This is a genomic window from Sphingomonas sp., from assembly GCF_036402235.1.
GTDB lineage: Bacteria > Pseudomonadota > Alphaproteobacteria > Sphingomonadales > Sphingomonadaceae > Sphingomonas.
Window position 1 is genome coordinate 1 of sequence record NZ_DASWTG010000067.1, and the last position, 25805, is coordinate 25805.

Sequence of the window (25805 nt, forward strand, 5' to 3'; positions counted from 1 at the left end):
GGCGGAGGCGGGGTGAGTGCCGGCGGAGCGGGGGCAGGCTGGGGGGGCGGTGTCGCGGCGGGTGGCGTCACCAGCGTCGAGCGCAGATACCAGTTGTCGATGGTGCCCGCCGAGACGCCGCCCTTGAACAGATAATATTCAAAGGCACCGACGGCGACGCGGTGGTTGAGCGAGAAGGCGCCGCTGGCGGTCGTGGCGCCATTGACCGCCTCGATGATCAGGATGCCGTTCTGCGTCGTCGCGGCGCCGGCACCGCCCGCGTTCACGATCGTGACGCTGGTCGTGCCCGTCGCCGATCCGCCGTCGATCACCAGCCTGTCCGAAGCCGAGCTGTCATTGCCCAATACGGTATTCAGCATCAGCAACCCACCATTGCCGACATAGTCGCCGCGCACGGTGAAGCTGTCTCCCGGCGCTCCGCTGCCGTTAGTGAGGTCGATGCGGCCGGCGTTGATCAAGGTCGCGCGCTGGCCGGCGGCGAAGGCGGCGATGCCGCCGTTCGCGCCGCCACCGAAGATCGTGCTCGATGCGTCGAGCGCGAAGACGCCGGTGCCGGTGCCGGCGTCGCCGAGCGTCAGGAAGCCGTTGAAGGTCAGTTCGGTATCGTTGGTCGCGTCGATGCGCTCCCAGCCGTCGAACCGTGCGACGTTGCCGGTCGTGACGTTGGAAAAGGCCAGCGCGTCGGTGCCCTCACCGCCGGTGATCCGCGGGCTGCGGCCGAGATTGGCGTCGGTCAGGCTGGTGAGTTGGGCGCTGTCATTGTCGCCGCCCAGATCGATGGTGCCGTGCACCACGCCGCCGCCGTTCCACACGAACCGGTCGGTGCCGACGCTGAGCAGCATGTCGCCGCCGACCGATCCGCCGGTGATGGTGACGCTGTCGGTGCCGCCCGACACGCTGATGTTGCCGCCGATCGTGCCGGCCGACAGGATGATCGTGTCGTTGCCGAAGCCGGTGACGAGGTTGCGGTCGATCGTGCCGCCGGACATGTCGAACAGATTGTCCGCGAGCTTCATGTTGACGCGGCCGATGCGGCCGCCGGTCATCACCGCATGATCGCCATCGTCAAAGGCATCGACGATGCGTCCGCCGGACATCACGAAGGTGTCGAGCGCGCCGCCCTGGTTGAGCGTGTTGATCTCGCCCCCGGTCATCGCGAAATGATCGACGCCCTCGCCCTGCTGCACCTGGCCGGTGACGATTCCCCCGCTGATCTCGAACCGGTCGTCGCCATTGCCCTGGTCGACCGATCCGTTGACCCGGCCCGAGGCCATGATCACGGTATCGGCGCCGCCGCCGAAGGTCACGTTGCCGTCGATCGTCCCGCTTCCGCCCGTGGGCAAAGTGAGGCGGTTGTTCCCGCCGGGATCGTTGAGCCCGCCCGGATCGGTGCCGCTATCGCAGACATAGACGTCGTCGCCGGCAGTCGGCGTGAGGACGCAGTCGGCGCGGGCGGGCGATGCCGCGCAGAGCGCGATGCCCGCAACCGTGGACGACAGGATGAGCTTCCGGTGTGTGCCGATGCCGGCCGAAAGGCTCTGCGATACGCGCGATGCCATGGGCATTCTCCCCTTTTGGGTCGGATGCCCCCCCCTTTTCTCACCCTTAGATACGGGTGCGTTACCAAATTGCGAACTTTCCCGGCGAGGAAGGCGCTGGCCTTTCCCGTTCCTCTCCAGACACGTTGGCGCGACTCCTTCCGATCCGCGCCGACGATCCTCAGAACGCCATGTGATTCGTCCCGCGCACCAGCACCGCGCCAAGCCACCCCTGGACGAACAGCGTGAAGGTGACGAGCGACAAGACCAGCAGCATCGTGCGGCTGGCAACCGCTTCGCGCCACAGCCACGCCCACACCGTAACCGCGATACCGGCGAACGCCAACATGGTGCCGAGCGCACGATGCCAGCGGTGTATCTGGTCGGGATCGTCGAGCGTGAAGCCTGCGGTCAGCCAGCCGAGCAGGCCGGCAACCAGGCTTGCCGCACCCGCAGCGATGATCAGCGCGCGAATGCACTCGACCGTCCCGTCGCGCCGCCGAAGGAGCACGCGCGCGGCCAGCGCCGCCGGGAAGAGCGCGACTGGGAAATGCACCGCAAACGGATGGATTCGCCCGAGCCAGCGCATCAGGCGCTCGCCGAATGACCGGCGAGGTTGCGGTTTCGCCGCCGCAGCATGCGCATTCATCCGCTCCCCCGCCGCATCGGCCAGGGCGCCAACCATCTGTCCGTCATGACTCGGGGCAGCCTGTGCGTCACTATGGTTCTCGTGTGCCGGCGCTGCGGCCGGCATGGCGAAGAGCAGCGCCAACAGCAGCAAGATGGGGCGAAACAGGTTCAGAACCATGTCCGCACGCCCAGGACCAGGCTCCACCCGCCGCGGTCCTCGCCGGCGCGGCGCCGGAAATCTGCCGTGTCGCCGAAGGCACGCTCATACTGGACGCCGACATAGGGCGCGAACTCGGGCACGAACTCGTAGCGCAGCCTGAGGCCCGCTTCCGCGGTCGAAAGCCCCGAGCCGGCGCCGAGCTCGGGCACGTCCTGGAGCGAGACCTCGAATCCGCCGCGCGGCTGGAGGATCAGCCGCTGGGTGATGCGCTGGTCGTACTCGGCCTCGAAGCGGGCGCTGACATCGCCCTCTTCGGACACGAAGGCGGCGGCGTCGATCTCGAACCAGTAAGGCGCAAGGCCTTGGACGCCAAGCACGAGATAGCCGCGGCCGGGCTGTGGGCGAATGTCGTAGCGCACGCCCGCCTGCAAGTCGAGGAACGGGCCGATCGCCCGGCTCCACAGGGCCTGCACCTCGGCGCCTTCCACGCCTTCGCCGAACCTGCCCTCGCCCTGACTCTTGACCCAGAGCTTGTCGCGGTCCCCGCCATACCAGAACTGGACGTCCTCCCAGGCATAGCCGACATGGCCATCGCGCAGATCGAGCTCGAGCTGGTCGATCATGAACTTGGCGGTGCGAAGGCCGCCATGACTGGTATGCAGCTCCGCCCGCGCCCGCGCCATCGTGCCGGGATCGTACACGCTGTCGGCGGCATGCGGCGGGCCACTGGTGGCGGCCGCAGGTGGCGGCGCGATCGGCGGGGCCGCCTCACCCACGCCACCCATCCGGTGCCCGGCATGAGGGCCCGCCTGCGGTTCGCCGGGCTGATGGCCGTGATGGCCCGCATGCGAATCCTGCTGCGCGGGCATTGCCGGTTTCGGCGCCGGCATGTCGTGGCCGGCATGAGGATCGGCGGGCTCACCCGGCGCAGGTTGACCGGCCTGCATCCTGTGGCCCGCATGCGGGTCGGTCGCCTGGTCCCGCGCGGGCGGCGGCGCGTCGTGGCCGCTGTGCTGGGCAAGGGCAGGCGCCGCGGCCGACGCGGCGAGGATCGCGGACAGAAGGCGCTTCATGACGCGGCTCCTTCGAGCGGGCGCACGGTGACGATGCGCATCATCCCGGCGTGCATGTGGAAGAGAAGGTGGCAGTGGAACGCCCAGTCGCCGGGGGCGTGGGTGGTCAGGTCGAGATCGAGTAGGGCACCGGGAAGCACGTCGACCGTGTGCTTGAGCGGGTGATGGCCGGAATGGCCGTTCACCAGCTCGAAGAAATGGCCGTGGATGTGGATCGGATGCGCCATCATCGTGTCGTTGACCAGCCGCACGCGCACCCGCTCGTTGAGTGCGAAGCGCAGCGGCTCGGGATTCTCGCTCAGGCGCTGCCCGTCGAACGACCACATGAACCGCTCCATGTTGCCGGTGAGGTGGACCTCGATCGTCCGCGTCGGCGCGCGCCGATCGGGATTCAGCGCCAGCGAGATCAGGTCGCGATAGGTGAGCACCCGGTGCGGCACGTCCTCGAGCCCGGTGCCGCGATCGCCGGTGCGGTCGACCGGCATCGGCGCGATCATGTCGACCCCCGCCCCGACCGGGAAGGCGACGCGCGACTTGTCGCGCATGCTCATGTCGCCATGATCCATCCCGGCATGGCCCGCCGCGCCGTGATCCATGCTGCCCATGCCCATGTCGCGCATGGTCAGGACCGGCCGGGCGCGCAGCGGCGGGACCTCGGCCGCCATGCCCGGACGCGGCGCGAGCGTCGCGCGGCCCATGCCCGAGCGGTCGATCGCCTCGGCGACGAAGGTATAGGCGCGGTCCTCGTGCGGCTGGACGATCACGTCATAGGTCTCGGCGGCGGCGATGCGGAACTCGTCGACCTCGACCGGCCGCACATTCTGCCCGTCGGTGCCGACGACGGTCATCGGCAGGCCGGGAATGCGGATGTTGAAGATCGACATCGCGCCGGCGTTGATGATCCGGAGGCGCACCCGCTCGTGCGGCCGGAACAGGCCGGTCCAGTTCTCCTGCGGCCCGTGGCCGTTGATCAGATAGGTATAGGTCGAGCCGTTGACGTCGAGGATGTCGGTCGGGTCCATCCGCATCCGTGCCCACATCCGCCGCTCCGCGGCGCTCATCCGGTGCGCGGGATCGCCGCCGAGGCGCCCGGCCAGCGTGATGCGGTTGCGGTTGAAATAGCCGCCTTCCTGCTTGAGCTTGCGGAACAGCTTATGGCTGTGGACGAAGCTCCAGTCGCTGAGCACGATGACATGCTCGCGGTCATAGGCGACCGGATCGGGATCGGCGGGATCGAGGATCAGCGGCCCGTAATGCCCCTCCTGCTCCTGCAGGCCCGAATGGCTGTGATACCAGTAGGTGCCCGACTGGCGGATCGGGAAAGCGTAGGTGAAGGTCTCGCCCGGGCGGATGCCGGGGAAGCTGATCCCCGGCACGCCGTCCATCTGGAAGGGCAGCAGCAGCCCGTGCCAGTGGATCGAGCTATCCTCGTCCAGCGTGTTGGTCACATGGATGCGGACGTCCTGCCCTTCGCGCAGCCGGATCAGCGGCGCGGGAAGCGTTCCGTTGACGGTGATCGCATGGCCGGTCTCACCGCCGGCCGAGAAGGTCGAATGGCCGATGCTGAGGCGGATGTCCGCGCCCGACAGCGTCGGCATGTCGGGCCGGATGCCGGACGAGCCGGACTGCGCCCAGGCGGGAAGGAAGTGCGGGAGGGCGAGGCCCGCGCCGCCCAGCGCCGCGCCGCGAAGCAGCGCGCGCCGATCGAGGGTGGAATCGGTTTGCATGATCATTTCCCTGGCCGCCCCGGAGGCGGCGGATGCCCGGCAGGCCGGAAGGGCCGCGGCCCGCGCCGCAGCCCTTCCGGTCAAGGCCGGTCAGTGGTTGTGGTGCGGCTGCGGCTTCGCGTCCGGCCGGCGGGGCTGCTCGCGCCGGGCGTTCTGCGCGCCCTCGCAACAGTCCATGCGGCCGTCGGCATTGCGGTCGGCGCAGCAATCCTTCTTGCCGGCCTGGCCTTCGCCCTTCTGGTGCCCGGCATGCGCCGAATGGTCCATTCCGGCATGCCCCTGATGCTGGGCGGGCGCGGGCTGGCTCTGCGCCGTCCGGGCGGCAGCGGGGAAGGCGACGGCAAGCACCGTCGCGGCAACGAGACTCTTCATGTCAACATACTCCTGAGCGTTCAGACGAACGAAATCCGGTTCGTGAGCGTCAGGAGCGGCGTGGAGGGGGTGGATCGGCCTGAAGATCGACGCCGTGGATGCCGGCGACGCGCGGCGCGCGCTGCGCCGACGAGGGGGACGGGCGTTCGAAGACATAGCAGCCGCCAAGTGCGGGCAGCGCCGCGCAGGCGATCATGCAGTCGATATCGGCACCGGGCAGGCGGTCCCCGGAGCGCTTCTGCGCATCGTCGCAATGCCCCGCCATGGCGGCAGTGCCGTCCGCCGCCATCGCGCCGTGGCCCGTCGCACCGTGGCCGGCCGCGATCGATGCGCCCGGCGCCGCCATCGCCGCATGGCCGCCGAGCATCGAGAAGGATGCGAAGAGCATCGCCGCGATGGTCAGGACTCGGAGCAGGCGGGACCGCATGTCCCCAGCAATAGGCCCGCGGGGCCGCGCTGACAACCGCACCGGCCATGCGCGACCGGCTCAGGCATGCCGCTGGGCGGCAACGCCGATCCGCGCCGGGGCAGATCGACATTCAATCCTCCCCCGCCAGGGGGAGGTGTCGGCCGCAGGCTGACGGAGGGGACGGATAGCGGAACATCAGCGGTTCGCTTCCTCCCCCTCCGTCACGCTTCGCATGCCACCTCCCCTGGTGGGGGAGGATTGATATCCAAATGTCGATCCGCGCTAGGGTTGCAGCCCCTCGCCGCGGCGGAAGAGCGGGGGATCGCCGCCTCCGTCATGCTTGCGGACAGCCTCCATGCTGCGTGGCAGGTCGAACGGCAGCTTGCCGCGCGGCCTGGCCGCGCCGCGCACCACGTCGAGCAAGGCGGCATCGCTCGCGCCGAAGGTGGCGAGGATCGCCCGGCTGTGCGGCAAGAGCGCAGTCAGGATCGCGGGCCGGTCCATCTCGACCGCGACGATCACCGGAACGTGGCGCGCGGCGGCGGCGATCGCCTTCGCATCCGCGTCGCCGGGGCGGAAATCGAGCCGGCCCTCATGCTGGCGCGATCCGAAGAAATGATGCGGGTGCAGCGTCTCGAAGGGCGTCGCGGTGCGCACCAGCGCGGCGTCGGCCGCTTCGGGCGTGTCCGCGACCTCGAACCCGGCGACGCGCGCGGCGCCGGCGTCCACGCCGTGGAGCCACAGCCGGGCGCCGCGGCGAAGCGGCAGCAGCGCATCCCGGTTGCGCAGCAGCACCTGCCCCGCACGCTGGGCCGCCTCCGCCTGCGCGCGCACGGCGGGATCGCCGAGCACGGCCTCAGCCCGCGCCGGATCGACGAACGGATCCTCGAACAGGCCGAGCGCGAATTTGAGCCGCAGGATGCGGCGCACCGAGGCATCGATCCGCGCCGTGCCGATCTTCCCGGCGCGCAGCGCGGCGAGGATCGGCGCCGGATCGTCGACGCCGCCGAACTGATCGAGACCGGCCGCGAGCCCCTTGGCGAAGCGCGCCGGCACGCTCAGCCGCTCGACGCCCCAGGGCATCGCGATCGAGCGCGGAAGCTGCGGATTTTCGGCGCTGGGCGAGGTGCAGGCCGCATCGCAATCGCGCGTGATCGCCCAGTCGGAGACGATCAGGCCGCCATATCCCTTCTCCCGCCGTAGCAGACCGGTCAGCAGTTGCTTGCTGAACCCGGCGCCGACCGGCTCGAGCGCAGCCCCGTTCAGCCGCGGCCCGCCGACGATGACATAGGTCGGCATCACGCCTGCGGCGCGGGCGGCGAAGGCGCCGTCGAACGCCGCGACATGCTTCGCGAATTCGGCATCGGACAGGCTGACGGCGCGGCCGTAGAAATTGTGGCCGTCATGGCCTTCGGGCGCCGCACCATAGCCGACCCAGTGCTTGACCACCGCCGCGACGCCATCGCGCGTCACGCCCGCCGATCCGCCCTGGAACCCCTCGACATAGGCGCCGGCGAGCCGCGAGACCGTCGCCGGATCCGATCCGAAGGTTGCGGTGATGCGCGGCCAGCGCGGCTCCGATCCGACATCGGCCTGGGGCGACAGCGCCATGTGAATGCCGACCGCGCGGTATTCGCGCCGCGCCGCATCGCCGAAGCGGCGGACGAGCGCGGCATCGCCGACCGCGGCGAACGCCAGCGTCTCGGGCCATTGCGAGAAGCCGCCGCCATTGGTGCTGGCGCCTGCCGTCGCATGAAAGTGATGCCGCGGATCGGTGCTGATCGTCGCCGGGATGCCCAGCCGCGTCGCCTCCGCAAGCTTCTGGATCGCGTTGTTCTGCGCGGCGAATTCCCGCGGCGGCATGACCAGCCGCGTGATGAAGCTCGAGACATGATGCCCGGCGATCAGCACGCGCGCCTTGTCGAGATCATAGCCGTCCGCCGACGCGCCGATCGCCGAGCCCCGTGCCGGCAAGGTGCCGTGCAGCAGCTGGCCCACCTTCTCCTCGATCGTCATGCGGGCGAGCAGATCGCCCACCCGCGCATCGACCGGAAGCGCCGGGTTCTCGTACGGGTCCATCTGCCCGTTGCGGTTGAGATCGCGATAGGCCGCCGGCTCGGGGAGCGCCGCGCCCGGCAGCGCCAGCATCAGGCCCGCCATGGCGCACCGGATCAGCGTGGGAATCGGCTTGGGCATCCGCTTCGTCTTCCTTCTCGCCGGACGCGCGGCGGCATGCCGCACCCGAAAAGGGGCGGCGCTCCGTTGCGGGAGCGCCGTCAGGAGAGAGCAGTCAAGGCTTGGAGGATGGTTGACTGCGGTGGAAAGCTCAGAACTTCACGCCGAAGGTCGCGCCGAAATAGCGGCTCGAATCCTTGTTGTAGGTTCCGACCAGGTCATAGGGGTTGGCGGTGGTCGCCAGCAGCGAGTTGTGCCCGATGCTCGTCAGGTAATTCTCGTCGAACAGGTTCTTGACGAACAGGGTCAGGCTGTAGCGGTCGTCGATCGTCTTGAGGCCGATGCTGGCATCGACCAGCGTATAGGCCGGCTGCCACAGCAGCGGATCCTGCTCGACCGCGAACTGCTGCTCGCTGGTGAAGTTGATCGAGAACTGGCCGAACGCCGCCAGGCTCGAGCTGATCTCCGCCTCGTAGCGCGGCGACACGCTGACGCGCCATTCAGGGCTCGCCGCCAGCGGCTTGCCGCGCAGATTCTGCTGCGGGGTCGCGCCGGCCGCGGTGCGGTAGCAGATGTTGATCGGCGTGCCGGTCATCACCGGCGCGGCCGCCTGAAGCTGCAGCGGGCAGTTGAGGCCGTCGATGTCGATCGTCGACTTGGCATAGGTCACCGCGGCGTTCACCGTGAAGCCGTCGGCGGGGCGCATCGTCGCCTCGATCTCGAAGCCCTTGGTCTGCGACTTGCCCGCGTTGGTCGAGACGAACTGCACGACGCCGGTCACCGGATCCGAGCGGTTCGCCTGGACCTGGAGGTTGGTGTAGTCGGCGAGGAAGGCGGCGGCCGAGATGGTGAACGAGCCGTCCGAGGTGCGGCCCTTGAAGCCGATCTCATAGGCGTTCACATGCTCCGGCTCAAGCGCCTTCTGGTTGGCGAGATCGGCCGAGATCTCCATCTCGTAGCCCAGGCCCTTATAGCCGCGGGTATAGGTCGCATAGGCCTGCGCGTTGCGATTGAACTCGTACTGCAGGCCGGCCTTGCCGGTCACCGCGGTATCGCTGGCGCGGAACTCGCCGCTGACCGGCGGATTGGCCGGGAAGATCACGTCGCCGGTCTGGATCGGGGCGATGCGGGCGCCGCGGTTGAAGCCCTTCTCATACTGGACGCGCAGGCCGCCGATCACCTTGAGGCCGCCGGCGATACTGTAGTCGAACTGGCCGAAGGCGGCGATGCTGTCCTGCGAGAGGTGGATCTCGCTCGCGGACGACTGGTAGACGATGTTGGCCGCGGCGCAGGGCTGGCCGATCACCCCGGCGGTGCAGCGCGCGCGGCGGCGGTCGAACGGCCGCTCGATATAGCTGTGCATGTAGAACACGCCGGCGACATAGTTGAAGGCGTTGCTGCCGTTGCTGGCGATGCGCAGTTCCTGGCTCAGCCCCTGAATATCGGCGACGCCGTGATTCTGGTTCCACCAGGCATAGGCCGCGCCCGCGCCGACGAACACCGGCACCGGCGCGTTGATGCGGTCGATCGGCTGGTTGACGTCGAGATGATATTTCTGGAACGCGGTGATCGAGGTGATCGTCGCGGCGCCCAGATCCCAGTCGGCCTGGAGCGAATAGGTCTGCTGGCTGGAATTGGCGTAGGTGTCGGCGTCCTCGTTGATCGTGCGGTTGGTGCGCGACGCCTGGATCGGGCCGACCAAGCTCTGGAGCACGGGGTTGACGATGCTCACCATCGTCGAGCCGCAGCAATCGGCGTCGGTCTTGCGGTACTCGGCGCTCAGCAGGAAGTTGAGCGTCTCGGTCGCGTCCCATTCGAGCTTGCCGCGCACGCCCCACCCGCTCGATCCGTTGACCCAGCGATCGGTGCCGATGTTGCGGGTGATGCCGCGCACGTCATTGTAATAGCCGGTGACGCGGGCGCGCAGCGTGCTCGACAGCGGGCCGGAGACGGTGCCGCGCGCGCGATACTCGCCATGTTCGGCGATGGTGAAGTCGGCGCTGGCGGTGAGATCGCGCGAGGGGCGCGCGGTGGTCACGCTGATCACGCCGGCCGACGCGTTCTTGCCGAACAGCGTGCCCTGCGGGCCGCGCAGGATCTCGACCCGCTCGATATCGGCGAGATCGGAGAAGCCCTGCGCCTGGCGCACCGCGACGACGCCGTCGACCACGGTGGAGACCGAGGATTCGGTCCCCTGGCCGAACAGCGAGGTGCCGATGCCGCGGATGCGGAAGCTGGTGTTGGTCGGGTTGGCGCCCTGCTGGAAGCTGAGCGAGGGCACCGCCTGAACCAGCGAGTTGGTGTCGGAGATCTGCCGGTCGGCCAGCGCATCGCCGGTCACCGCGGTCACCGCGAGCGGCACGTCGAGCAGGCGCTCGGCGCGCTTCTGCGCGGTGACGATGATCTCGCCGGTATCTTCGGGGGCGGCCGCCGGGGCCTGCGGCTCGGATGCCGGAACGGCGTCCTGCGCATGCGCCGGCGCCGCCAACGAGACCGCCAGCGCGAAGGTGGACGCGACGACAAGGAAATGGACTGAACGATTCATACAACCTCCCCAGAAACAATAGCTTTGCGCGGCTCTGCTGGCCTTGAGCGAACGGCGACTCGTCGCCTGCCGCTCATTTTGATTTAACGCTAAACTGATCGAGCGCGGGAACGTTGTCAAGCGGCAATCGGAACGGGCGCAGAAGCTTTGCGTCCGGGCTAGTCGCGGACGACGCAGCGGAAGCCGATATGGGTGGTGGTCGAATCGACCGGCTGCGGGTGGCGGGCGGCGGGGCGGTAACGCTGGCAGTAACTCTCCGCGCACAGATGCGATCCGCCCTTCAGCACCTTGCGCGGGATGCGCACCTGGGGCGTGCAGGGGTCGTAGCTGTCGCGCTCGCGCCCGCCGCGCGGGTTGGGAATGGCGCAACAGGCGCCCGCCTGCTTCTTGACCGGCTTGCGATCCCCCGCGCCGGGCAGCGCGAACCAGTCCGAGGTCCACTCCCAGACGTTGCCGATCATGTCGTGCAGCCCGTAGCCGTTCGGCGGATAGTGCCGCACCGGCGAGGTGCGCTCGAACCCGTCGAGCAGCGTGTTGGCGTAGGGGAAGCGCCCCTGCCAGTAGTTCGCCAGCATCGCCCCGCCGGGCGCGAGCTCATCCCCCCAGGCATAGTCGCTGTCGGCGCCGCTGCGTGCGGCGAATTCCCATTCCGCCTCGGTCGGAAGCGACTTGCCCGCCCAGCGCGCATAGGCCTCGGCGTCCGCATAGGCGACATGGACCACCGGATGATCGTCCAGCCCGTCGAGCGCACTGCCCGGCCCGAGCGGGTGGCGCCAGTCGGCGCCGGGGCGAAAGGCCCACCATTGCGAGAAATCGTCCATATCGACCGGCCCGGCGGTCTTCTCGAAGACCAGCGACCCGGCCAGCGCGAGCGCCGGGTCCAGTCCGGGATAGTCGGCCGGATCGGGCGCGATCTCGGCAAAGGTGACGTGCCCGGTCGCGGCCACGAATGCGGCGAACTGCGCATTGGTGACCGGCGTCTCGTCGATCCAGAACGGGTCGACCCGCACGGTGCGGACCGGCGCCTCCTCCGGATAGAAACGCGCCGAGCCCATGCGGAACCGGCCGCCTTCGACATGGCGCATGCCGGCACGGCCGGACTCACTGACGGAACGGAAATCGGGGGCGCTGCGCATCGGCATCCTCTAGCCGGATCGGCCGGCGAAGTCAGTTGCCCGTTGACGGCGGGGCGGCCTGCCGGTCCGGGCTGTCGTCGAAACGCTCGCGCGACCGGAACCGCTCCGGCATCTCGGCGAGCGGCGGATTGCTGTGCTTGCGCGCCTCGCTCCACCACAGCTTTTTCAGCTCCTCGACCTTGGCGGGATGGCGATCGGCGATGTCGTTCGCTTCGGCGAAATCCGCTTCGGTGTCGAACAGCTGCCAGCGATCCCTGGCGAAGTCGGTGCCCGGCTGGTGGATCGCCACTGCCCGCCACTTGCCCTGCGTGATCGCGCGATTGCCGCGCAGCTCGAAATACTGGACGGTGCGCGCGCTGGGCGCGGCCGCGGAGCGCACGGTCGGGAGGATCGACTTGCCGGCGACCGGGATCTCCGCAACCCCGTTCAGGCTGCGCGGGAAGCGCGTGCCCGCCGCGTCCGCCAGCGTGGGCGCGAGATCGACGGTATCGACATATTGGCGCCGGATCGCGCCGCCATCGCGAACGGCGCGCGGCCAGCTCACGATCAGCGGGGTGCGCACGCCGCCCAGATAGGGCCAGACCTTGTAGCGGCGGAACGGCGTGACGCTGGCCATCGCCCAGGGACGCGGATATTCGGCCTGGGTCTTGCCCGTGCCGAGCTCGTCGAGCCGCGCCAGCATCTGCTCGGGCGTCAGTGCGTTGGGCCGGTAGAGCCGCTCGAAAAAGCCCTTCTGCCCCGCCTCGGACGCGCCGCCATTGTCGGACAGCAGCACGATCAGCGTATTGTCGTACTGCCCCGTCGCCTTGAGATGCGCGACCAGCCGGCCGATCTGCTCGTCGGTATGGGTGATGAACCCGGCATAGGTCGCCATGAACCGGGCGAACACCGTCTTCTCGGTGACGGTGAGATCGTCCCAGCGCCGGTCGGACGGGCTGCGCGGGGCGAGCGTCGTGTTCGCGGGAACGATGCCGATCCGCTTCATCCGCGCCAGCCGCTCGCCGCGCAGCGCGTCCCAGCCCTTTTCATAGACCCCGCGATACGCGTCGATATAGCTGCGCGGCACCTGGATCGGCGAATGGCCCGCGCCGTAAGCGAGATAGACGAACTTGGGCTTCCTACCCTCGCCCTGCGCGGGCGTCATCGCGGCGATCGCGCGATCGGTGATGTCGACCGAGAAGTGATAGCCCGGCGCCGTGGGCGTCGCGATCGTCCGGTTCCCCTCGATCAGCGACGGCCGGTACTGGTCGGTCCAGCCGAGGAAGAAGCCGTAGAAGCTGTCGAACCCGCGCTGTAGCGGCCAGGAGCCGTTGCGCCCGGGCGAGCCGTCCTCATCCTCCGGGGCGAGGTGCCATTTGCCGAGGCCATAGGTGCGGTAGCCGGCGCGCTGGAGCAGCTGCGCGATGGTCTGGGCATTCTGCGGAAGCTCGCCGCGGTCGCGGGTCAGGTCGGCGGGATCGACCTTCGCCGCGGGCAGATCGGCCATCCGCACCGTCTGCGGATTGCGCCCGGTGAGCAGCGCCGCGCGCGTCGGCGAGCAGACCGACTTGCTGTCGAACCGGTTGTAGCGCAGCCCGTCGCGCGCCAGCTGGTCGATCGCCGGGGTGCGGATCTCGCCGCCGAACGCGCCGAGGTCCGAAAAGCCGACATCGTCGAGCACGATCACGACGATGTTCGGCCGGGCATCCTGCCGCTGGCGTGCATCGGCGGCCGCGAGCGGCGTCAGCGCCGTGGCGGCAACCACGGCGAGCGCGAGGCAAATGTGGCGGCGGCCGCTGCCGGAAGATGTTGCCATTGCCGATTCCTCTTCGTTCAATTCCGACCCGGCGCCGCGCCGCCGGGGCCACCCATGCGCTGCCGCATGCGTTCCGGCTCGAACACCGACGTGGCGGGTGTGTAGGTGCCGGTCAGCACCGCCTCGAGATACCGGCCGGCCGAACGGACATAGTCCTGATCCTGCTCGGCTCGCGCCGCGCGGCGGACGGTGTCGAGCGCCGTTTTCGCTGCCTCCCCAACGAAAGTCAGGGCGTTGATCGCATGGAGCTGGACCTGCCATGAGGGCGGCGCATCGGTGATCCCGGCGAGCAGACGCACCGCTTCCTCCGCATCGCCGAGCCGCGCGGCCGCCTCCGCGGCGACGATGCGGACATGGGGCGAGGGATCGCTGCGCATGATGCCCTGCAACGCGGCCAGCTCGCCCCGCGCCGCCTCGCCCAGGATCAGCATGCCCGTCGCCGCCCAGTAGCGCAGGACCGGCACCGGACTGGCCAGATGGGTGCGCAGCGTGCCGAGATGCGCGGGATCGCGGCTCGCCGCCGCGCCGGCCAGCTGCATCACCTGGCGGAGCGGATAGAGCGCCGGATCGCGGCTCTCGGCATAGCCTTCGCCGGCCATGCCCTCGGGAATGAAGCCATTGTCGTGGATCGCGATCATGTGCGCATCGAGCGCGCCGCGCATCGCCTTCAGCACGCGCGCCGGGGCGGGATCGCCCGCGCGGTTGGCGATCTGGTGCGGATCGGCGCGCAGGTCGTAGAGCTCCTCGAACGGCTTGGGCTCGAAGAAGCGGCGCTGCGCGGGGTTCAGCGTGCCGGCCCGGTATGCCGCTTCCCAATCCTGATAGCCCCTGGCCTGCCACTCATAGGCCTGATGCTGCCCCCACGGCCGGTGCGGCATGTAGTTGCGGATATAGCGCCAGCGCCCGTCGGTGACGGTGCGCGAGAAATCGATCCGCTCGTCCATCCGGTTGCGCATCCCGAATGCCCAGCGCTGCGGCGCGCCGACGCGCTTGCCGAGCAGGGGACGGCCGCGCATCTGCGGCGGCTGCGCGGCGCCGGCGATCGACAGGACGGTGGGGGCGAGGTCGATGAACGAGACCGGGGCGTCGATCACGCTGCCCGGCCTGGCGGGCATCAGATGCCGCCATTTGGGCGGCACATGGACGATCAGCTCGCAGCGCAGCCCCTCGTCATAGCAATAGCGCTTCGATCGCGGCAGCACGCCGCCATTGTCCGAATAGTGGAAGACGATCGTGTCTTCAGCCAGCCCGTCCGCCTCGAGATCGGCCAGGCGCCGCGCGAGCTGGCCGTCCATCTTCTCGATCAGATTGTAATAGCTGGCGAAATCCTGGCGGATGCCGGGCGTGTCGGGCAGATAGGGCGGCAGCGTGACCATGTCCGGCGTGACGCGGCCGGGGGTCGGCTTGAACAGCTGCGATTCATGCGTGGTCTCGTAGTTGAACACGGCCATGAACGGCTTGCCCGGCGGCCGCTTGCGCCAATGGCCCTCGGGACCCTGCACGTCCCAGATCGCCCTGGGATCGGCGTCGCAATTATAGTCGGTCTTGCTGGCGTTGGTGCAGAAATAGCCCGCGGCGCGCATCAGTTCGGGATAGGTGCGGAATCCTCCGGGCAGCCTGGCGCTGGCGCGCATCTGGTTCGCCGGCGCGCAGCTCTCCGGATGGATGCCGGTCAGGATCGCGAAGCGCGACGGCGCGCAGACCGGCGCGTTGGAAAAGGCGTTGCGATAGACCACGCCCTTGCGTGCCAGCGCGTCGATCGCCGGGGTATGCGCGAGCCGGTCGCCATAGGCGCCGACGAACGGATTATTGTCCTCGCTCACCAGCCACAGGATGTTCGGCCGCTCGCCCGGAGCGGCTGAGGCGGTGCGCGTTGCGGTGGCCGCCGCGGCGGCGAGCCCAAGCATCCCGCGGCGATTCACCCGGTCCTTCATTCGCCGTCCAATTTCTCTTGGCCGAGCCTGGGTTGCGGCGCGAAGGGCCGGCCTTCCGCCCGAGCCTTCTGCTTGGCCGGGCTGTCGGCGACGATGTCGTCGAGCCGGTCGGCACGATTGGGCTCGACCAGCCATTCGTCGGGGAATTGCGCGGCGCCGGGGCCGTTGCGGCCGCGGCGCACGCTGCCGATCGCGCGGCGCTCGCCATAGGGGATCGCGTGCCGCCCCTCGCGATCGGCGAGCTGGGCGTACAGCGCCCGGCGCAGCTCGATCTTCTTTTCGAGATAGGCGGGGTCGTTGATGAGATTGTTGCGCTCGTCGGGATCGCGCGCGAGGTCGTAAAGCTCGTCGGTGTCGTAGATGCCGTAATATTGGATGTACTTCAGGTCGCCGCGCTGGATCGCGAACGTCCCCGGCGTCATCGGGAAACTCCATTCCCAATAATATTCGTAGATGAAGTCCTGCGGCGCCCAGTCCTTCGCGGCGAGCTTGCCGGTGATCAGCGGCAGCGCGCTCTTGCCCTCGAAATTGGTGGGGCGCGGCACGCCGGCAAGGTCGAGGAAGGTCGGCGCATAGTCGAGGTTGCGGATCCGGCCGGGGTTGGTCGCGCCGGCCGGCACGCTGCCCGGCTGCCACACCAGCAGCGGCACTCGCACCGATCCCTGATAGGCGTTGCGCTTGTCGATCAGCCCATGATCGCCGATCAGGAAGCCGTTGTCGGAGGTGAACACGACCATGGTGTCGCGGTCGAGCTTGTTCTTTCTCAAATAGTCGAAGATGCGTCCCAGGCTGTCGTCCACCGCCGACAGGGTCGAATAATAATAGCGCAGATACTCCGTCATCTTCATGTCGGAGTTGTAGAAGAAATCGATGCCGTGCCAGGTGTTGCGCTGGTTATAGATCCACATCGGCTTGCCGCGCCGGTTCTCGGGCGTGTCGGCGGCGGTGTCGGGGATGCTGAAGGTCACCTTGTCGTACTGGCCGCGATGGCGCGGCGCGGGCAGCGGATCGGAATGCACCGCCTTGTGGCTCAGATAGAGGAAGAAGGGCTTCGACTTGTCGCGCTCCTTCTCGAGCCAGGTCATCGCATAGTCGGTCAGCTCGTCGGTGATATAGCCCGCCTGCGGCACCGGCTTGCCATCGACGTTGAGCATGTTGCGCTTGCCTGCCGCGGCGGCGGCCGCCGGGATGCCGGTGGTCGGGAAATAGGCGCCCTGCCCGCGGAAGCTGACCCATTTGTCGAAGCCGGGGCGCGGATTGTCGTCGTCATTCCCCATATGCCATTTGCCGATGAACGACGTCTGGTAGCCGGCCCTTTGCAGCAGCGCGGGGAAGAAGGTCAGCCCTTCCTCGGACGAGTTGTTGTTGTCGACGATGCGATGGTTGCGCGCGGTCTCGCCGGTCAGGATCGTCGCGCGGCTGGGCGAGCAGAGCGCCGAGGTGACCACGGTGTTCGGGAAATAGGTCCCCTCGCGCGCCATGCGATCGATATTGGGCGTGCGCAGCTGCGGCTGGAGGAAGCCCATGCCGTCGTAGCGCAGATCGTCGACGATCACGAAGATCACGTTCTTCGGCTTCGCCACGGCCGCTGCGCGCGTTGCTTGGGCCGGGGCGTGGCCGGGCACCGCGTCGCGCGCGGCCAGCGGCATCGACACCGCCGCAAGGCCGATCGCCGCGCAAAACAGGCTGGTCCGAAACGCCGTCATCCTCTCTCTCCAATCACGCTCAATCTACACCGATGCCGCCGCTAAGCGTCGCACAACCTGCTTCGATCGCCGGCAAGTTCGGGTCGCGCGACGGGCGGCCCGCGCACATCGGGAACCGCTCCTTGCTGAACGGAACCTCGGGCACGCTGCGCAGCAGCTTCTCCAGCGAAGCCCGACGCGCACGATCCCTGGCCTGCATCCGCGCCGCCGGGATTTCGGTCTCGCCGCCCGTCGCGGGGTCGAGCGCGACGAAGCGCCCGTCGCCATAGAGCTTGTAGCTCAGGTTGAACGCGAAGCGCGCGGGCCGCGCCAGCCAGCGCGGATCATAGTGCATGAAGATCGCCTCGCGCGCGCTGCGCGCCTTGCCGGTCATCACCCCGGCCTGGCTGACGCCGTCGGCCGCGCCGGGCGCCAGCGTCACGCCGGCGAATTCGGCGAAGGTCGGCACGGCGTCGAGGAAGTCGAACAGCGCGGGGGTCGTGGCGCCCGCCGCCACGCGGCCGGGCGCGCGCACGATCAGCGGGACGTGCGTTCCCGTCAGCGTTGGCAGGCCCTTGCCGCCCTGCACCGCGACGCCGTTGCGCATGCTGGTGATCTGCCGGTTGGTGCCGTTGTCCGCGGTGAACAGCACGATCGTGTCGTCGTCCAGCCCCAGCGCTTTCAGCTTCTCGAGCAGCGCGCCGACCTGGCCGTCCATGTAGCTCATCATGCCGGCGAAGCGGTCCTTCGCGCCTTCGCTCGACATCGATGCCGGGGTGGGCACGAAGGGATCATGGACCAGCGTCATCGAATAATAGAGGAAGAAGGGGCGGTCCCGGTGCCGCTCGATGAAGTCCAGCGCGAACGCCTGGTCGCGATCCGGGCCGAAGCCTTCCTCGTCGATCCGCGTCCTGCCGTTGACGACGCGCGTGGGCCCCCAATAGCGCGATCCCTTCGCGTCGAGCGGCTTGAGCTGCCACAGCGCGCTTTCCTCGAACCCGGCCTGGACCGGCGTGATCCCCGTGCGACCGTCGAAGCCGTTACCCGACAGCTGCCACTTGCCGACCATGCCGGTCGCGTAGCCGGCATCCTTCAGCATGTTGCCGAAGGTCCGCTGGCCGGGCGCGAGATAGGCGAACGCCTCGTAATTCCGGTGGTTCTCGATTCCCGTCATCAGCCGCGTGCGCGAGGGCGAGCAGAGCGGCGTCGCGTGCGCATTGTCGAAGCGCAGCCCCTCGCGTGCCATCCGGTCGATATGGGGCGTGTAATATTCGCCGCCATAGGCGTTGACGGTCTCGACGCCCATGTCGTCGGCCAGGATCAGGATGATGTTGGGGCGCTTGTCCTTGCGCGCGGCAGCCGCAGGCGGCGGCGCCTGCTGCGCGCCGGGCGCGCCTGTCTGCGCCTGTGCCGCAGGGGACAGGGCGACGGCGACCGCGGCGCAGAGCGCGGCCCTGATCTTCATGCGTCGTTGCGTTGCGGCCATTCGATTGTCCTTCAGGGATCCAGAGTCGCGCAGTGCCGCAGCCCCGCCATGCCGTCGCCCCCGCCCGGCGCGCCCGCCTTGCCGGGCGCCGCCGCTGGCTGGCGCGGGAAATAGGTGCAGTCGCGCACCGCATCATAGGCGACCGGCTTCGACCGCGCCTCGACCGGGCCCGGCGGCAGCAGCGCGCGCAGCCGGGCCACGGTCGCGGCGTGGCGCGGATCGTCCGCGAGATTATGGAACTCGCCGGGATCGCGCGCATGATCGTAGAGCTCGCGGCCCTGCTTGCCGCCCTCCCATTCGGTATAGCGCCACCGCTCGGTGCGCACGCTGCGGCCGCCGCGCACCTGCGACAGCGCGGGCTTGGCCCATTGCCGGTCGGCGGGGCGGGCGAGCAGCGGCGTCAGGCTCTTCCCCTCGTTGCGCGCATAGCCCGGCAGCCCGGCCAGCTCGACCAGCGTGGGATAGAGGTCGAGCAGCTCCACCGTGCGCGGGGAGCGCTTGCCCGCCGCCTTGCCGCGGCCGGGCACCCGCACGATCAGCGGCACGCGCGCCGAAGGTTCCCACAGGATGTTCTTCATCCACTGGCCATGCTCGCCGAGCATGAAGCCGTGATCGCTGGTGAAGACGACGATCGTGTCCTCGGCCAGGCCCAGCGCGTCGAGCGCGTCGAGCACGCGCCCGACCTGTGCGTCCATGAAGCTGGTCGCGGCATAATAGGAGCGGATCATCTCGCGCTGCTGATCGGGCGTCATCCCGAAATTGTCCGGCGTCCACGCCTTGCTCGCCGGCAGCACGCGCGCGAGCATCTCAGGATCCTGTTCCTCGATCCGGATCGTGTCGAGCGGATACATGTCGAAATAGCGCTTGGGCGCCACCTCGGGCACATGCGGGCGGTAGAAGCCGACGCCGATGAAGAAGGGCTTGTCGCGGTTCGCGCGGATCATCTCGATCGCTTCGGTGGCGACCTTGCCGTCGGTCTGCTCGCCATCCTCCCCTTCGTCGGCGAGATAGGCCATCGCCGAGCCGTAGGGGATGCCCGGGGTCAGATCGACCAGCCGGCCATTCTCCGCGTCGCGGTCGCGGCCGCGCGGGTCGATCACCTTGTCCCAGGACTGCGCATCGTCCGGCCCCGCCTCGCCGATCCCGGCGGGGACGCCCTGGTGGAAGATCTTGCCGACCCGCCCCGAGAAATAGCCGTTGGACCGGAAATATTGCGGCAGCGTCTGGATATCGGGCAAGGCCGCGCGGAACGGCGTGACAAGGTCGATCACGCGCGTGGTATCGGGGCGCGTGCCGGTCAGCATCGACGCGCGGCTCGGCGCGCACCACGGGAATTGCGAATAGGCGCGGTCGAAGCTGACGCCTTGGGCAGCGAGCCGGTCGATATTCGGCGTGCGCACGGGCGCGCCATAGCTGCCCAGCCGCGGCGCGAGATCGTCGGCCATGATCAGCAGGACGTTCGGGCGGCGCTCGGCCCGCGCGGGCTTGCGCGGCTGCTGCTTCGCCGCGGCCGCGCCTTCGCGCGCATCGAGGGCGGCGAGCGGCGCCGCCATCAGGCCGGCCATCGCGGCCAGCGCCGTGGTGCGGAACAGGCATTGAACTCGGGACATCAACCTCTCCTCGCGCGTCTCGCTACATCGTCACTCGGCGTCCGCCTGTCGTTCCGGCATGGCATCGGCAAAGGCAGGAAGCGACAGGCACGCCGCTTCGATTGTCAGCAATCGCGGCCAGCGCAGATCGGCGCCGAAGCGGCGTGCATTGATCAGCTGCGGCACCAGGCAAATGTCGGCGAGCGTCACCGCATCGCCGAAGCAGAACCGGCCCGCATGGTCGGCGATCAGGCGATCGCAGGCATCCAGCCCCTCCTCGATCGTCGCCCGCGCCCAGCCGGCGACGGCATCCTCGCTCAGCCCCAGGCTGCGCAGCCGGTCGAGGATCTTCAGATTCTGCACCGGGTGGATGTCGCATGCGATCACCTGCGCAAAGGCCCGCACCTGCGCCCGCGCGAGCGGATCGCCCGGCAGGAGCGCGGGTTCGGGCGCGATCTCGTCGAGATACTCGCAGATCGCGAGCGATTGGGTCAGCACCTTGCCGCCATCCAGCTCGAGCGCCGGCAGCAGCCCCTGCGGGTTGAGCGCCAGATAGGCCGGCGCGCGCTGCTCGCCCTTGCGCAGGTGGTGCGAGCGTTGATCATAGCTCAGCCCCTTCAGGTTGAGCGCGATCCGCACCCGGTAGGATGCGGTGGAGCGGAAATAGCCGTGGAGGCGCATCGCGCTCATTCGGCGGCGGCCGGGCCGACCAGGATCTCGCACGGCGTCAGGCCGTCGATCGTCACCACGATCCGGTCGCCTTCGGTGACCGGGCCGACGCCCGCCGGCGTGCCGGTATAGATGAGGTCGCCCGGCTCCAGCCGGTAGAAGCGCGAGACATAGGCGATCACCGCATCGACCGGCCAGATGAGGTCGGCAAGGTCCGCGTCCTGCTTCACCGCGCCGTTGACCGTCAGGCGGATCGCACCGCGCGTGAGCGGCCCGGTCTGTGCGATCGGATGGATCAGGCCGAGCGGCGAGGACTGCTCGACATTCTTGCCGGTGTCCCATGGCCGCCCCTGCTCGCGCGCGACGAGCTGGAGGTCGCGGCGGGTCATGTCGAGCCCGGTCGCAAAGCCGTAGATGTGGCCCGCAGCAGCGGATTCGGCGATGTTGCGCCCGCCCGTGCCGAGCGCGACGACCAGCTCGGCCTCATAGTGGAAGTTGGCGGTCTCGGGCGGGTAGGCGATCGTCGCGCCGCCCGGCACCACGGTCTCGGCCCATTTGGTGAAGAAGAAGGGCGGCTCGCGGTCGGGGTCGCGGCCCATCTCGCGCGCATGCGCGGCATAGTTGCGGCCGATGCAGAACAGCCGGCGCACCGGGAAGCGGTTGCCGTCGCTGGTCGCGGCATAGACCGGCGGCTGGGGCTGGAACAGGTCGCTCACGCGCATTCCTCTCTGAACAGGTTGAGCTTCTGCTGCGCAGCCTTGTCCGAATAGCCGAACAGGACCAGCGGCGTTTCGGCGCGCAGCGTAAGCATGTGCCATGACGGCACCACGAAGATATCCCGCGCCGACAGCGGCACGCGCCAATCGCCGATCGTCGCCTCGCCCGCGCCCTCGACCACGACGAACACCGTCCCATCGGTCGAGCGGCGCGGCCGGGTCGCGAAGCCTGCGGGGAGCAGCCGGACATGCGCGGCGATGGTCGGCATCACCGGGCCGCCATCGGCGGGGTTCACGAACTCCAGCGCATGGCCGAGATACGGGTCGATCGCCGCCCCCTCCGCCATCTGGCCGAGCGCGGCGCGCCAATCCTGATAGCGATAGTGGAACAGCGGTTGGTGCGCCGGGCGGCGGTCGGCCGCGCTGCCGCGGAACGGGCGCAGGTTGCGGCCATATTGGGCGAGCGTGCTGCCCGGCGCGGCGGTTTCCGGGTGGACGTCGGTCTCGAGCCGCTCGGCGAAACCCGCGTCGAAATGCTGCACCGTCGGGATGTCCAGCCCGTCGAGCCAGATCATCGGCTGCGCGGTCGGGTTGCCGTGATCGTGCCACTGGCCGCCCGGCGTCAGCACCAGATCGAACGGGCGCATCACCGCCTTCTCGCCATCGACGCTGGTATAGGCGCCCTCGCCCTCCATCACGAAGCGCAGCGCGCATTGCGTGTGCCGGTGGCACGGCGCGACCTCCCCCGGCAGAATCAGCTGGAGCCCGGCATAGAGGCTGGGGGTGATCGACGAGCGGCCGGCAAGGCCCGGATTCTCGAGGATCAGCACGCGCCGCTCGGCCTGCGCGGCGCTGATCAGGTCGCCCGCGCGCATCAGATAGTCGCGCGCCTTGGCATAGGACCAGGCATGCGGCTGCGCGGGCGAATCGGGCTGCGGCGGCACCAGCGCGCTCAGCACCTCCCAGAGCGGCGTCAGTCCCTCGGGCGCCATCACGTCATAGAGCGCCTGCAGCTGCGCCTGCTGATCGTTGGGCAGCGGGCTCACCATTGGAGCTGCTCCAGCCCGCAGAAGGGATCGACCGGGCTGACGCCGGAGAATGGCTCGCGGCCCAGCAGCCGGGGGACCAGCGCGCGCTGCACGCTCTCCAGCCCGCAATAGGCGTTGATATAGGTCGCCATGTCGGGCGCATCGAACAGATAATAGGGCTGGCCGAGCGAGATCATCAGCGTCGGGATCTCCGGCCCGAAGCGATGCATCGCCTTGCGCGACCCGCCGTGCAGCTTGCCCCAGTCGAGGAAGATGTTGCCGATCGTCGGCGTCGCTTCCTGCCCCGCGAGATAGACGATCAGGTCCGCGTCTTCACGCGTCGGGCGGTTGTCGGGATCGAAGTCGGTGACCTCGAACCCCTCGGCGCGCAGCGCTTCCTTGAACGGATCGAGGTTGCGCGGCTGCGCGCCGATGAAGAAGCTCCAGCCTGCATCCGCGATCACCACGACGCGGCGGTGGCGCGCCGGATCGAGCGGCAGCAGGCCCTGCGTGTCCTTGACCAGGGTGATGCCCTGTCCCGCCGCCTGCTCGGCCACGGTTCGGTTGGCGGGAACGCTCAACCGCTCGCGGACGGTGTCGAGCGGGGGCAGCCGCTCGTCGGCGCGCATCCGGTGCAGCCCGAGCTTTGCCTTGAACGTGAGGATCTTTTCGACCGCCGCCTCGAGCCGCGCCTCGGACAGGCGCCCCTCGCGCAGCCCCTTCATCATCAGGCCGACATCCTCGGCCGGCGAGCGGCTGAACAGGAACATGTCGCAGCCATTCTCGATCACCGCGGGCACCCGCTCCTCGCGATCGGCCCAGCTGGTGAGCCCGCCCATGCCGGTGGCGTCGGACACGATCAGCCCCTTGAAGCCGAGCCGCTCGCGCAGCAGCACCTGGTTGAGCAGGTGCGACACCGACGCCGGGCGGAACGCCTCGCGCCCCGCATCGGGCAGCAGCGAGCGGACGAAGGCGGGAAGCGCGATATGCGCCGACATCACCGTCATCACCCCCTCGGCGATCACCTGGCGGTAGAGCTTGCCGGAGCTCGCCTCCCACGCCGCCATGTCCAGCGGGTTGACGGTGGTCACGAGATGCTGGTCGCGATCGTCATACCCCTCGCCCGGCCAGTGCTTGGCCGTCGCCGCGACGCCCCGCGCCTGCAGCGCCCGGATATAGGCGCGCGCCTGATCGCCGATCCGGGCGAGGTCCGAGCCGTAGGAGCGGGTTCCCACCGCCGGATTGCGCCACGCGGCGTTGATGTCGATCACCGGGGTGAACGACCAGTTGTAGCCGAGCGCCGCGCTTTCCTCCGCCACGACGCGGGCGAGCTCGGCGGTCAGATCGAGGTCGTCGCACGCGGCGATCCCGAGCTGGTTGGGGATCGCGGTCGAGAAGCGGTAGGAGATGGTGCCGCCTTCGATGTCGCCGCTGATCACCACCGGCGTCTCCGCGCTGTCGATCGCCGCGCGCGTCGCCGACCAAGCCCTGGCCAGGTCATGGCCCGGAAAGCGGTGGATCCCGCCGGGCTTCAGCGCGGCCAGGCCGGCGATCTCCTCGATCGTGTCCTGCTCGGCCGCGAAGATGAAGAGCTGGCCGATCTTCTCGTCCGTGCTGAGCGCGGCGAGCTGCCGGTCCACCCAGGCGCGGTCCTCGACGCTGAGGGCGAGCGGGTCGTTCATCGGGCTTGCGGATTCGAGGGTCACTGGGGCTCCTGGGCGGTCTGGATGTCGGAATAGCCGCGCATGCCGATCAGCAGCGCGATCACGGCGAGCGGGGAGGCGATGGCGCAGGTGATCGCCAGCGCCTCGGGCAGGCGCTGCGGATCGCCGAACCAGAAGTCAGTGATCAGCGCGACCGCGGTCGGCCCGAACGCGGCGCCGATCAGGTTGATCGTCAGCATGTACAGCGCCGACAGCAGCGCGCGCATGCGGTTGGGCGTCAATTCCTGCAACGCAGCGAGCCCACCGCCGAAATTGAACCCGGCGAAGAAGTTCATGATGCCGATCAGGACGAGCGCGAGCCCCGCGGCCGGCATCAGCGGAAAGGCGATCGTCACGGGGATCAGGACCGAGAAGCCGATCAGCGCGGTCTGCAGGTTGGCGCGCTCATAGCCGCGGCCGCGCAGCCAGCTGGCGAAGAAGCCGCCGGCCAGCGCGCCGCTGGTGCCGCAGAAGAAGACGATCAGGCCGTAGGACGCGCCGATCTCCGCGGTGCTCCAGCCATATTTGCGCTCGAGGAATGCCGGGATCCACGCGCCGGTGCCGTTGCCGACGAAGATCATCAGTGCAAAGCCGAGCGCGATGCCGAGATAGGCCCGCTTGCGCGCGGAAAGATGCGTCAGGAAGTGGGAGATCGGCACCTTGGGCGCCTCACTCGCCGCACCCTGCCGCGCCGGCTCGCGCACCGTCAGCAACAGCAGCGAAAGCAGCAGCCCGGGAACGCCGAGCGCCAGGAACACGATATGCCACCCCTTGAGCGCGCCGAGCGCGGGCAGCACCACCTCCTCGCCCGGCGGGACCACCGTCGAGATGAGGCCCCCGATCAGCAGCGCGCAGGCGCCGCCCAGATAGATGCCCATCTGATAGACGCCCATCGCCGCGGGCAGCTTGTTCTTCGGGAAATAGTCGGCGAGCAGCGAATAGGCCGAGGGGCTGAGCCCGCCCTCGCCCGCTCCGACGCCGACGCGCGCGGCGAACAGCAGCGGGAAGGAGCGCGCCAGGCCGCACAGCGCGGTCATCCCGCTCCACAGAAACACCGAGAAGGCGACGATGTTGCGCCGGTTCGACCGGTCGGCGAGCCGCGCCACCGGGATGCCGACCGCGACGTAGAAGATCGTGAAGCTGAGCCCGTAAAGCAGGCTCATCGCGGTGTCGGAGACCTGAAGGTCGTTCTTGATCGGCTGCACGAGCAGCGCCAGCGCCTGCCGGTCGACGAAAGCCAGCGTATTGGCGAGCATCAGGATGATCGCGGCATACCATGCGCTCGCGGCGGACGGCCAGCCGGGCGAATCCGCCTTGTCCAGCGTGGTGGCCATCACCATGCTCCTTCGGGCGCTGGGACGGCCGGTTGCGCGGCCTTCCAGGAACGGCGAACAGCGATATCCTCCATCGGCCCCTCTCCCGTCTCGCGCCCGCC

General features: G+C 69.1%; 18 protein-coding genes and 1 pseudogene. All 19 read right to left on the reverse strand.

Features of this window, described 5'->3' with window-relative positions:
- Positions 1-1559, reverse strand: a pseudogene (locus tag VGD28_RS13550) (hypothetical protein); the annotation flags it as partial.
- A 160-nt stretch (positions 1560-1719) separates the two neighbouring features.
- The gene (locus VGD28_RS13555) at positions 1720-2346 is read right to left on the reverse strand and encodes a DUF2231 domain-containing protein (protein WP_331028879.1); all 627 of its coding nucleotides are present in this window, start codon (positions 2344-2346) and stop codon (positions 1720-1722) included.
- Positions 2337-3401 (reverse strand): copper resistance protein B, encoded by a 1065-nt coding sequence (locus VGD28_RS13560; protein ID WP_331028880.1) that lies wholly within the window; start codon positions 3399-3401, stop codon positions 2337-2339. The genes VGD28_RS13555 and VGD28_RS13560 overlap by 10 nt, the downstream gene beginning before the upstream one ends.
- The gene (locus VGD28_RS13565) at positions 3398-5128 is read right to left on the reverse strand and encodes a copper resistance system multicopper oxidase (RefSeq protein ID WP_331028881.1); all 1731 of its coding nucleotides are present in this window, start codon (positions 5126-5128) and stop codon (positions 3398-3400) included. The genes VGD28_RS13560 and VGD28_RS13565 overlap by 4 nt, the downstream gene beginning before the upstream one ends.
- A gap of 90 nt (positions 5129-5218) precedes the next feature.
- Positions 5219-5500: a hypothetical protein gene (locus VGD28_RS13570; protein WP_331028882.1), complete on the reverse strand. Its 282-nt coding sequence runs from the start codon at positions 5498-5500 to the stop codon at positions 5219-5221.
- Between the two features lie 49 nt (positions 5501-5549).
- Positions 5550-5927, reverse strand: coding sequence for a hypothetical protein (locus VGD28_RS13575; RefSeq protein WP_331028883.1), 378 nt, complete (start codon positions 5925-5927; stop codon positions 5550-5552).
- 264 nt (positions 5928-6191) lie between these two features.
- A complete protein-coding gene (locus tag VGD28_RS13580; RefSeq protein WP_331028884.1) occupies positions 6192-8105 on the reverse strand; it encodes a glycoside hydrolase family 3 protein in 1914 nt (637 codons plus the stop codon).
- Between the two features lie 130 nt (positions 8106-8235).
- Entirely contained in the window at positions 8236-10629 is a 2394-nt protein-coding gene (locus VGD28_RS13585; RefSeq protein WP_331028885.1) for a TonB-dependent receptor, read from the reverse strand.
- A 158-nt stretch (positions 10630-10787) separates the two neighbouring features.
- Complete coding sequence (locus VGD28_RS13590) at positions 10788-11714, reverse strand: formylglycine-generating enzyme family protein (RefSeq protein ID WP_331028886.1); 927 nt, start codon at positions 11712-11714, stop codon at positions 10788-10790.
- Between the two features lie 82 nt (positions 11715-11796).
- Complete coding sequence (locus VGD28_RS13595; RefSeq protein WP_331028887.1) at positions 11797-13560, reverse strand: arylsulfatase; 1764 nt, start codon at positions 13558-13560, stop codon at positions 11797-11799.
- 17 nt (positions 13561-13577) lie between these two features.
- Positions 13578-15494, reverse strand: a complete 1917-nt coding sequence (locus tag VGD28_RS13600; RefSeq protein WP_331028888.1) for a sulfatase-like hydrolase/transferase — start codon at positions 15492-15494, stop codon at positions 13578-13580.
- Positions 15491-17200, reverse strand: a complete 1710-nt coding sequence (locus VGD28_RS13605) for a sulfatase (RefSeq protein WP_331028889.1) — start codon at positions 17198-17200, stop codon at positions 15491-15493. The genes VGD28_RS13600 and VGD28_RS13605 overlap by 4 nt, the downstream gene beginning before the upstream one ends.
- Before the next feature lie 19 nt (positions 17201-17219).
- Positions 17220-18644 carry a sulfatase-like hydrolase/transferase gene (locus tag VGD28_RS13610; RefSeq protein ID WP_331028890.1) on the reverse strand — a complete coding sequence of 475 codons (1425 nt, stop codon included), beginning with the start codon at positions 18642-18644 and terminating at the stop codon, positions 17220-17222.
- A gap of 32 nt (positions 18645-18676) precedes the next feature.
- Positions 18677-20275: a sulfatase gene (locus VGD28_RS13615; protein WP_331028891.1), complete on the reverse strand. Its 1599-nt coding sequence runs from the start codon at positions 20273-20275 to the stop codon at positions 18677-18679.
- A 30-nt stretch (positions 20276-20305) separates the two neighbouring features.
- Positions 20306-20944 (reverse strand): maleylacetoacetate isomerase, encoded by a 639-nt coding sequence (maiA, locus tag VGD28_RS13620; RefSeq protein WP_331028892.1) that lies wholly within the window; start codon positions 20942-20944, stop codon positions 20306-20308.
- Positions 20941-21639, reverse strand: coding sequence for a fumarylacetoacetate hydrolase family protein (locus tag VGD28_RS13625; RefSeq protein WP_331028893.1), 699 nt, complete (start codon positions 21637-21639; stop codon positions 20941-20943). Before VGD28_RS13625 ends, maiA begins: the two co-directional genes overlap by 4 nt.
- Positions 21636-22688 carry a gentisate 1,2-dioxygenase gene (gene gtdA / locus VGD28_RS13630; protein WP_331028894.1) on the reverse strand — a complete coding sequence of 351 codons (1053 nt, stop codon included), beginning with the start codon at positions 22686-22688 and terminating at the stop codon, positions 21636-21638. Before gtdA ends, VGD28_RS13625 begins: the two co-directional genes overlap by 4 nt.
- The gene (locus VGD28_RS13635; protein ID WP_331028895.1) at positions 22682-24373 is read right to left on the reverse strand and encodes a glycoside hydrolase family 3 protein; all 1692 of its coding nucleotides are present in this window, start codon (positions 24371-24373) and stop codon (positions 22682-22684) included. The genes gtdA and VGD28_RS13635 overlap by 7 nt, the downstream gene beginning before the upstream one ends.
- Positions 24370-25704 carry an MFS transporter gene (locus tag VGD28_RS13640; protein WP_331028896.1) on the reverse strand — a complete coding sequence of 445 codons (1335 nt, stop codon included), beginning with the start codon at positions 25702-25704 and terminating at the stop codon, positions 24370-24372. The genes VGD28_RS13635 and VGD28_RS13640 overlap by 4 nt, the downstream gene beginning before the upstream one ends.
- Positions 25705-25805: the final 101 nt, after the last annotated feature.

Excerpts from the sequence above, each read along its gene's own strand:
- VGD28_RS13600 (WP_331028888.1), bottom strand. The coding sequence starts at position 15,494 with ATGAAGGACCGGGTGAATCGCCGCGGGATGCTTGGGCTCGCCGCCGCG.
- VGD28_RS13560 (WP_331028880.1), bottom strand. The coding sequence starts at position 3,401 with ATGAAGCGCCTTCTGTCCGCGATCCTCGCCGCGTCGGCCGCGGCGCCT.
- VGD28_RS13580 (WP_331028884.1), bottom strand. The coding sequence starts at position 8,105 with ATGCCCAAGCCGATTCCCACGCTGATCCGGTGCGCCATGGCGGGCCTG.
- VGD28_RS13610 (WP_331028890.1), bottom strand. The coding sequence starts at position 18,644 with ATGAAGATCAGGGCCGCGCTCTGCGCCGCGGTCGCCGTCGCCCTGTCC.
- VGD28_RS13590 (WP_331028886.1), bottom strand. The coding sequence starts at position 11,714 with ATGCGCCATGTCGAAGGCGGCCGGTTCCGCATGGGCTCGGCGCGTTTC.
- VGD28_RS13605 (WP_331028889.1), bottom strand. The coding sequence starts at position 17,200 with ATGACGGCGTTTCGGACCAGCCTGTTTTGCGCGGCGATCGGCCTTGCG.
- VGD28_RS13570 (WP_331028882.1), bottom strand. The coding sequence starts at position 5,500 with ATGAAGAGTCTCGTTGCCGCGACGGTGCTTGCCGTCGCCTTCCCCGCT.
- VGD28_RS13555 (WP_331028879.1), bottom strand. The coding sequence starts at position 2,346 with ATGGTTCTGAACCTGTTTCGCCCCATCTTGCTGCTGTTGGCGCTGCTC.
- VGD28_RS13565 (WP_331028881.1), bottom strand. The coding sequence starts at position 5,128 with ATGCAAACCGATTCCACCCTCGATCGGCGCGCGCTGCTTCGCGGCGCG.
- VGD28_RS13585 (WP_331028885.1), bottom strand. The coding sequence starts at position 10,629 with ATGAATCGTTCAGTCCATTTCCTTGTCGTCGCGTCCACCTTCGCGCTG.
- VGD28_RS13640 (WP_331028896.1), bottom strand. The coding sequence starts at position 25,704 with ATGGCCACCACGCTGGACAAGGCGGATTCGCCCGGCTGGCCGTCCGCC.
- gtdA (WP_331028894.1), bottom strand. The coding sequence starts at position 22,688 with ATGGTGAGCCCGCTGCCCAACGATCAGCAGGCGCAGCTGCAGGCGCTC.
- maiA (WP_331028892.1), bottom strand. The coding sequence starts at position 20,944 with ATGAGCGCGATGCGCCTCCACGGCTATTTCCGCTCCACCGCATCCTAC.
- VGD28_RS13595 (WP_331028887.1), bottom strand. The coding sequence starts at position 13,560 with ATGGCAACATCTTCCGGCAGCGGCCGCCGCCACATTTGCCTCGCGCTC.
- VGD28_RS13575 (WP_331028883.1), bottom strand. The coding sequence starts at position 5,927 with ATGCGGTCCCGCCTGCTCCGAGTCCTGACCATCGCGGCGATGCTCTTC.
- VGD28_RS13615 (WP_331028891.1), bottom strand. The coding sequence starts at position 20,275 with ATGTCCCGAGTTCAATGCCTGTTCCGCACCACGGCGCTGGCCGCGATG.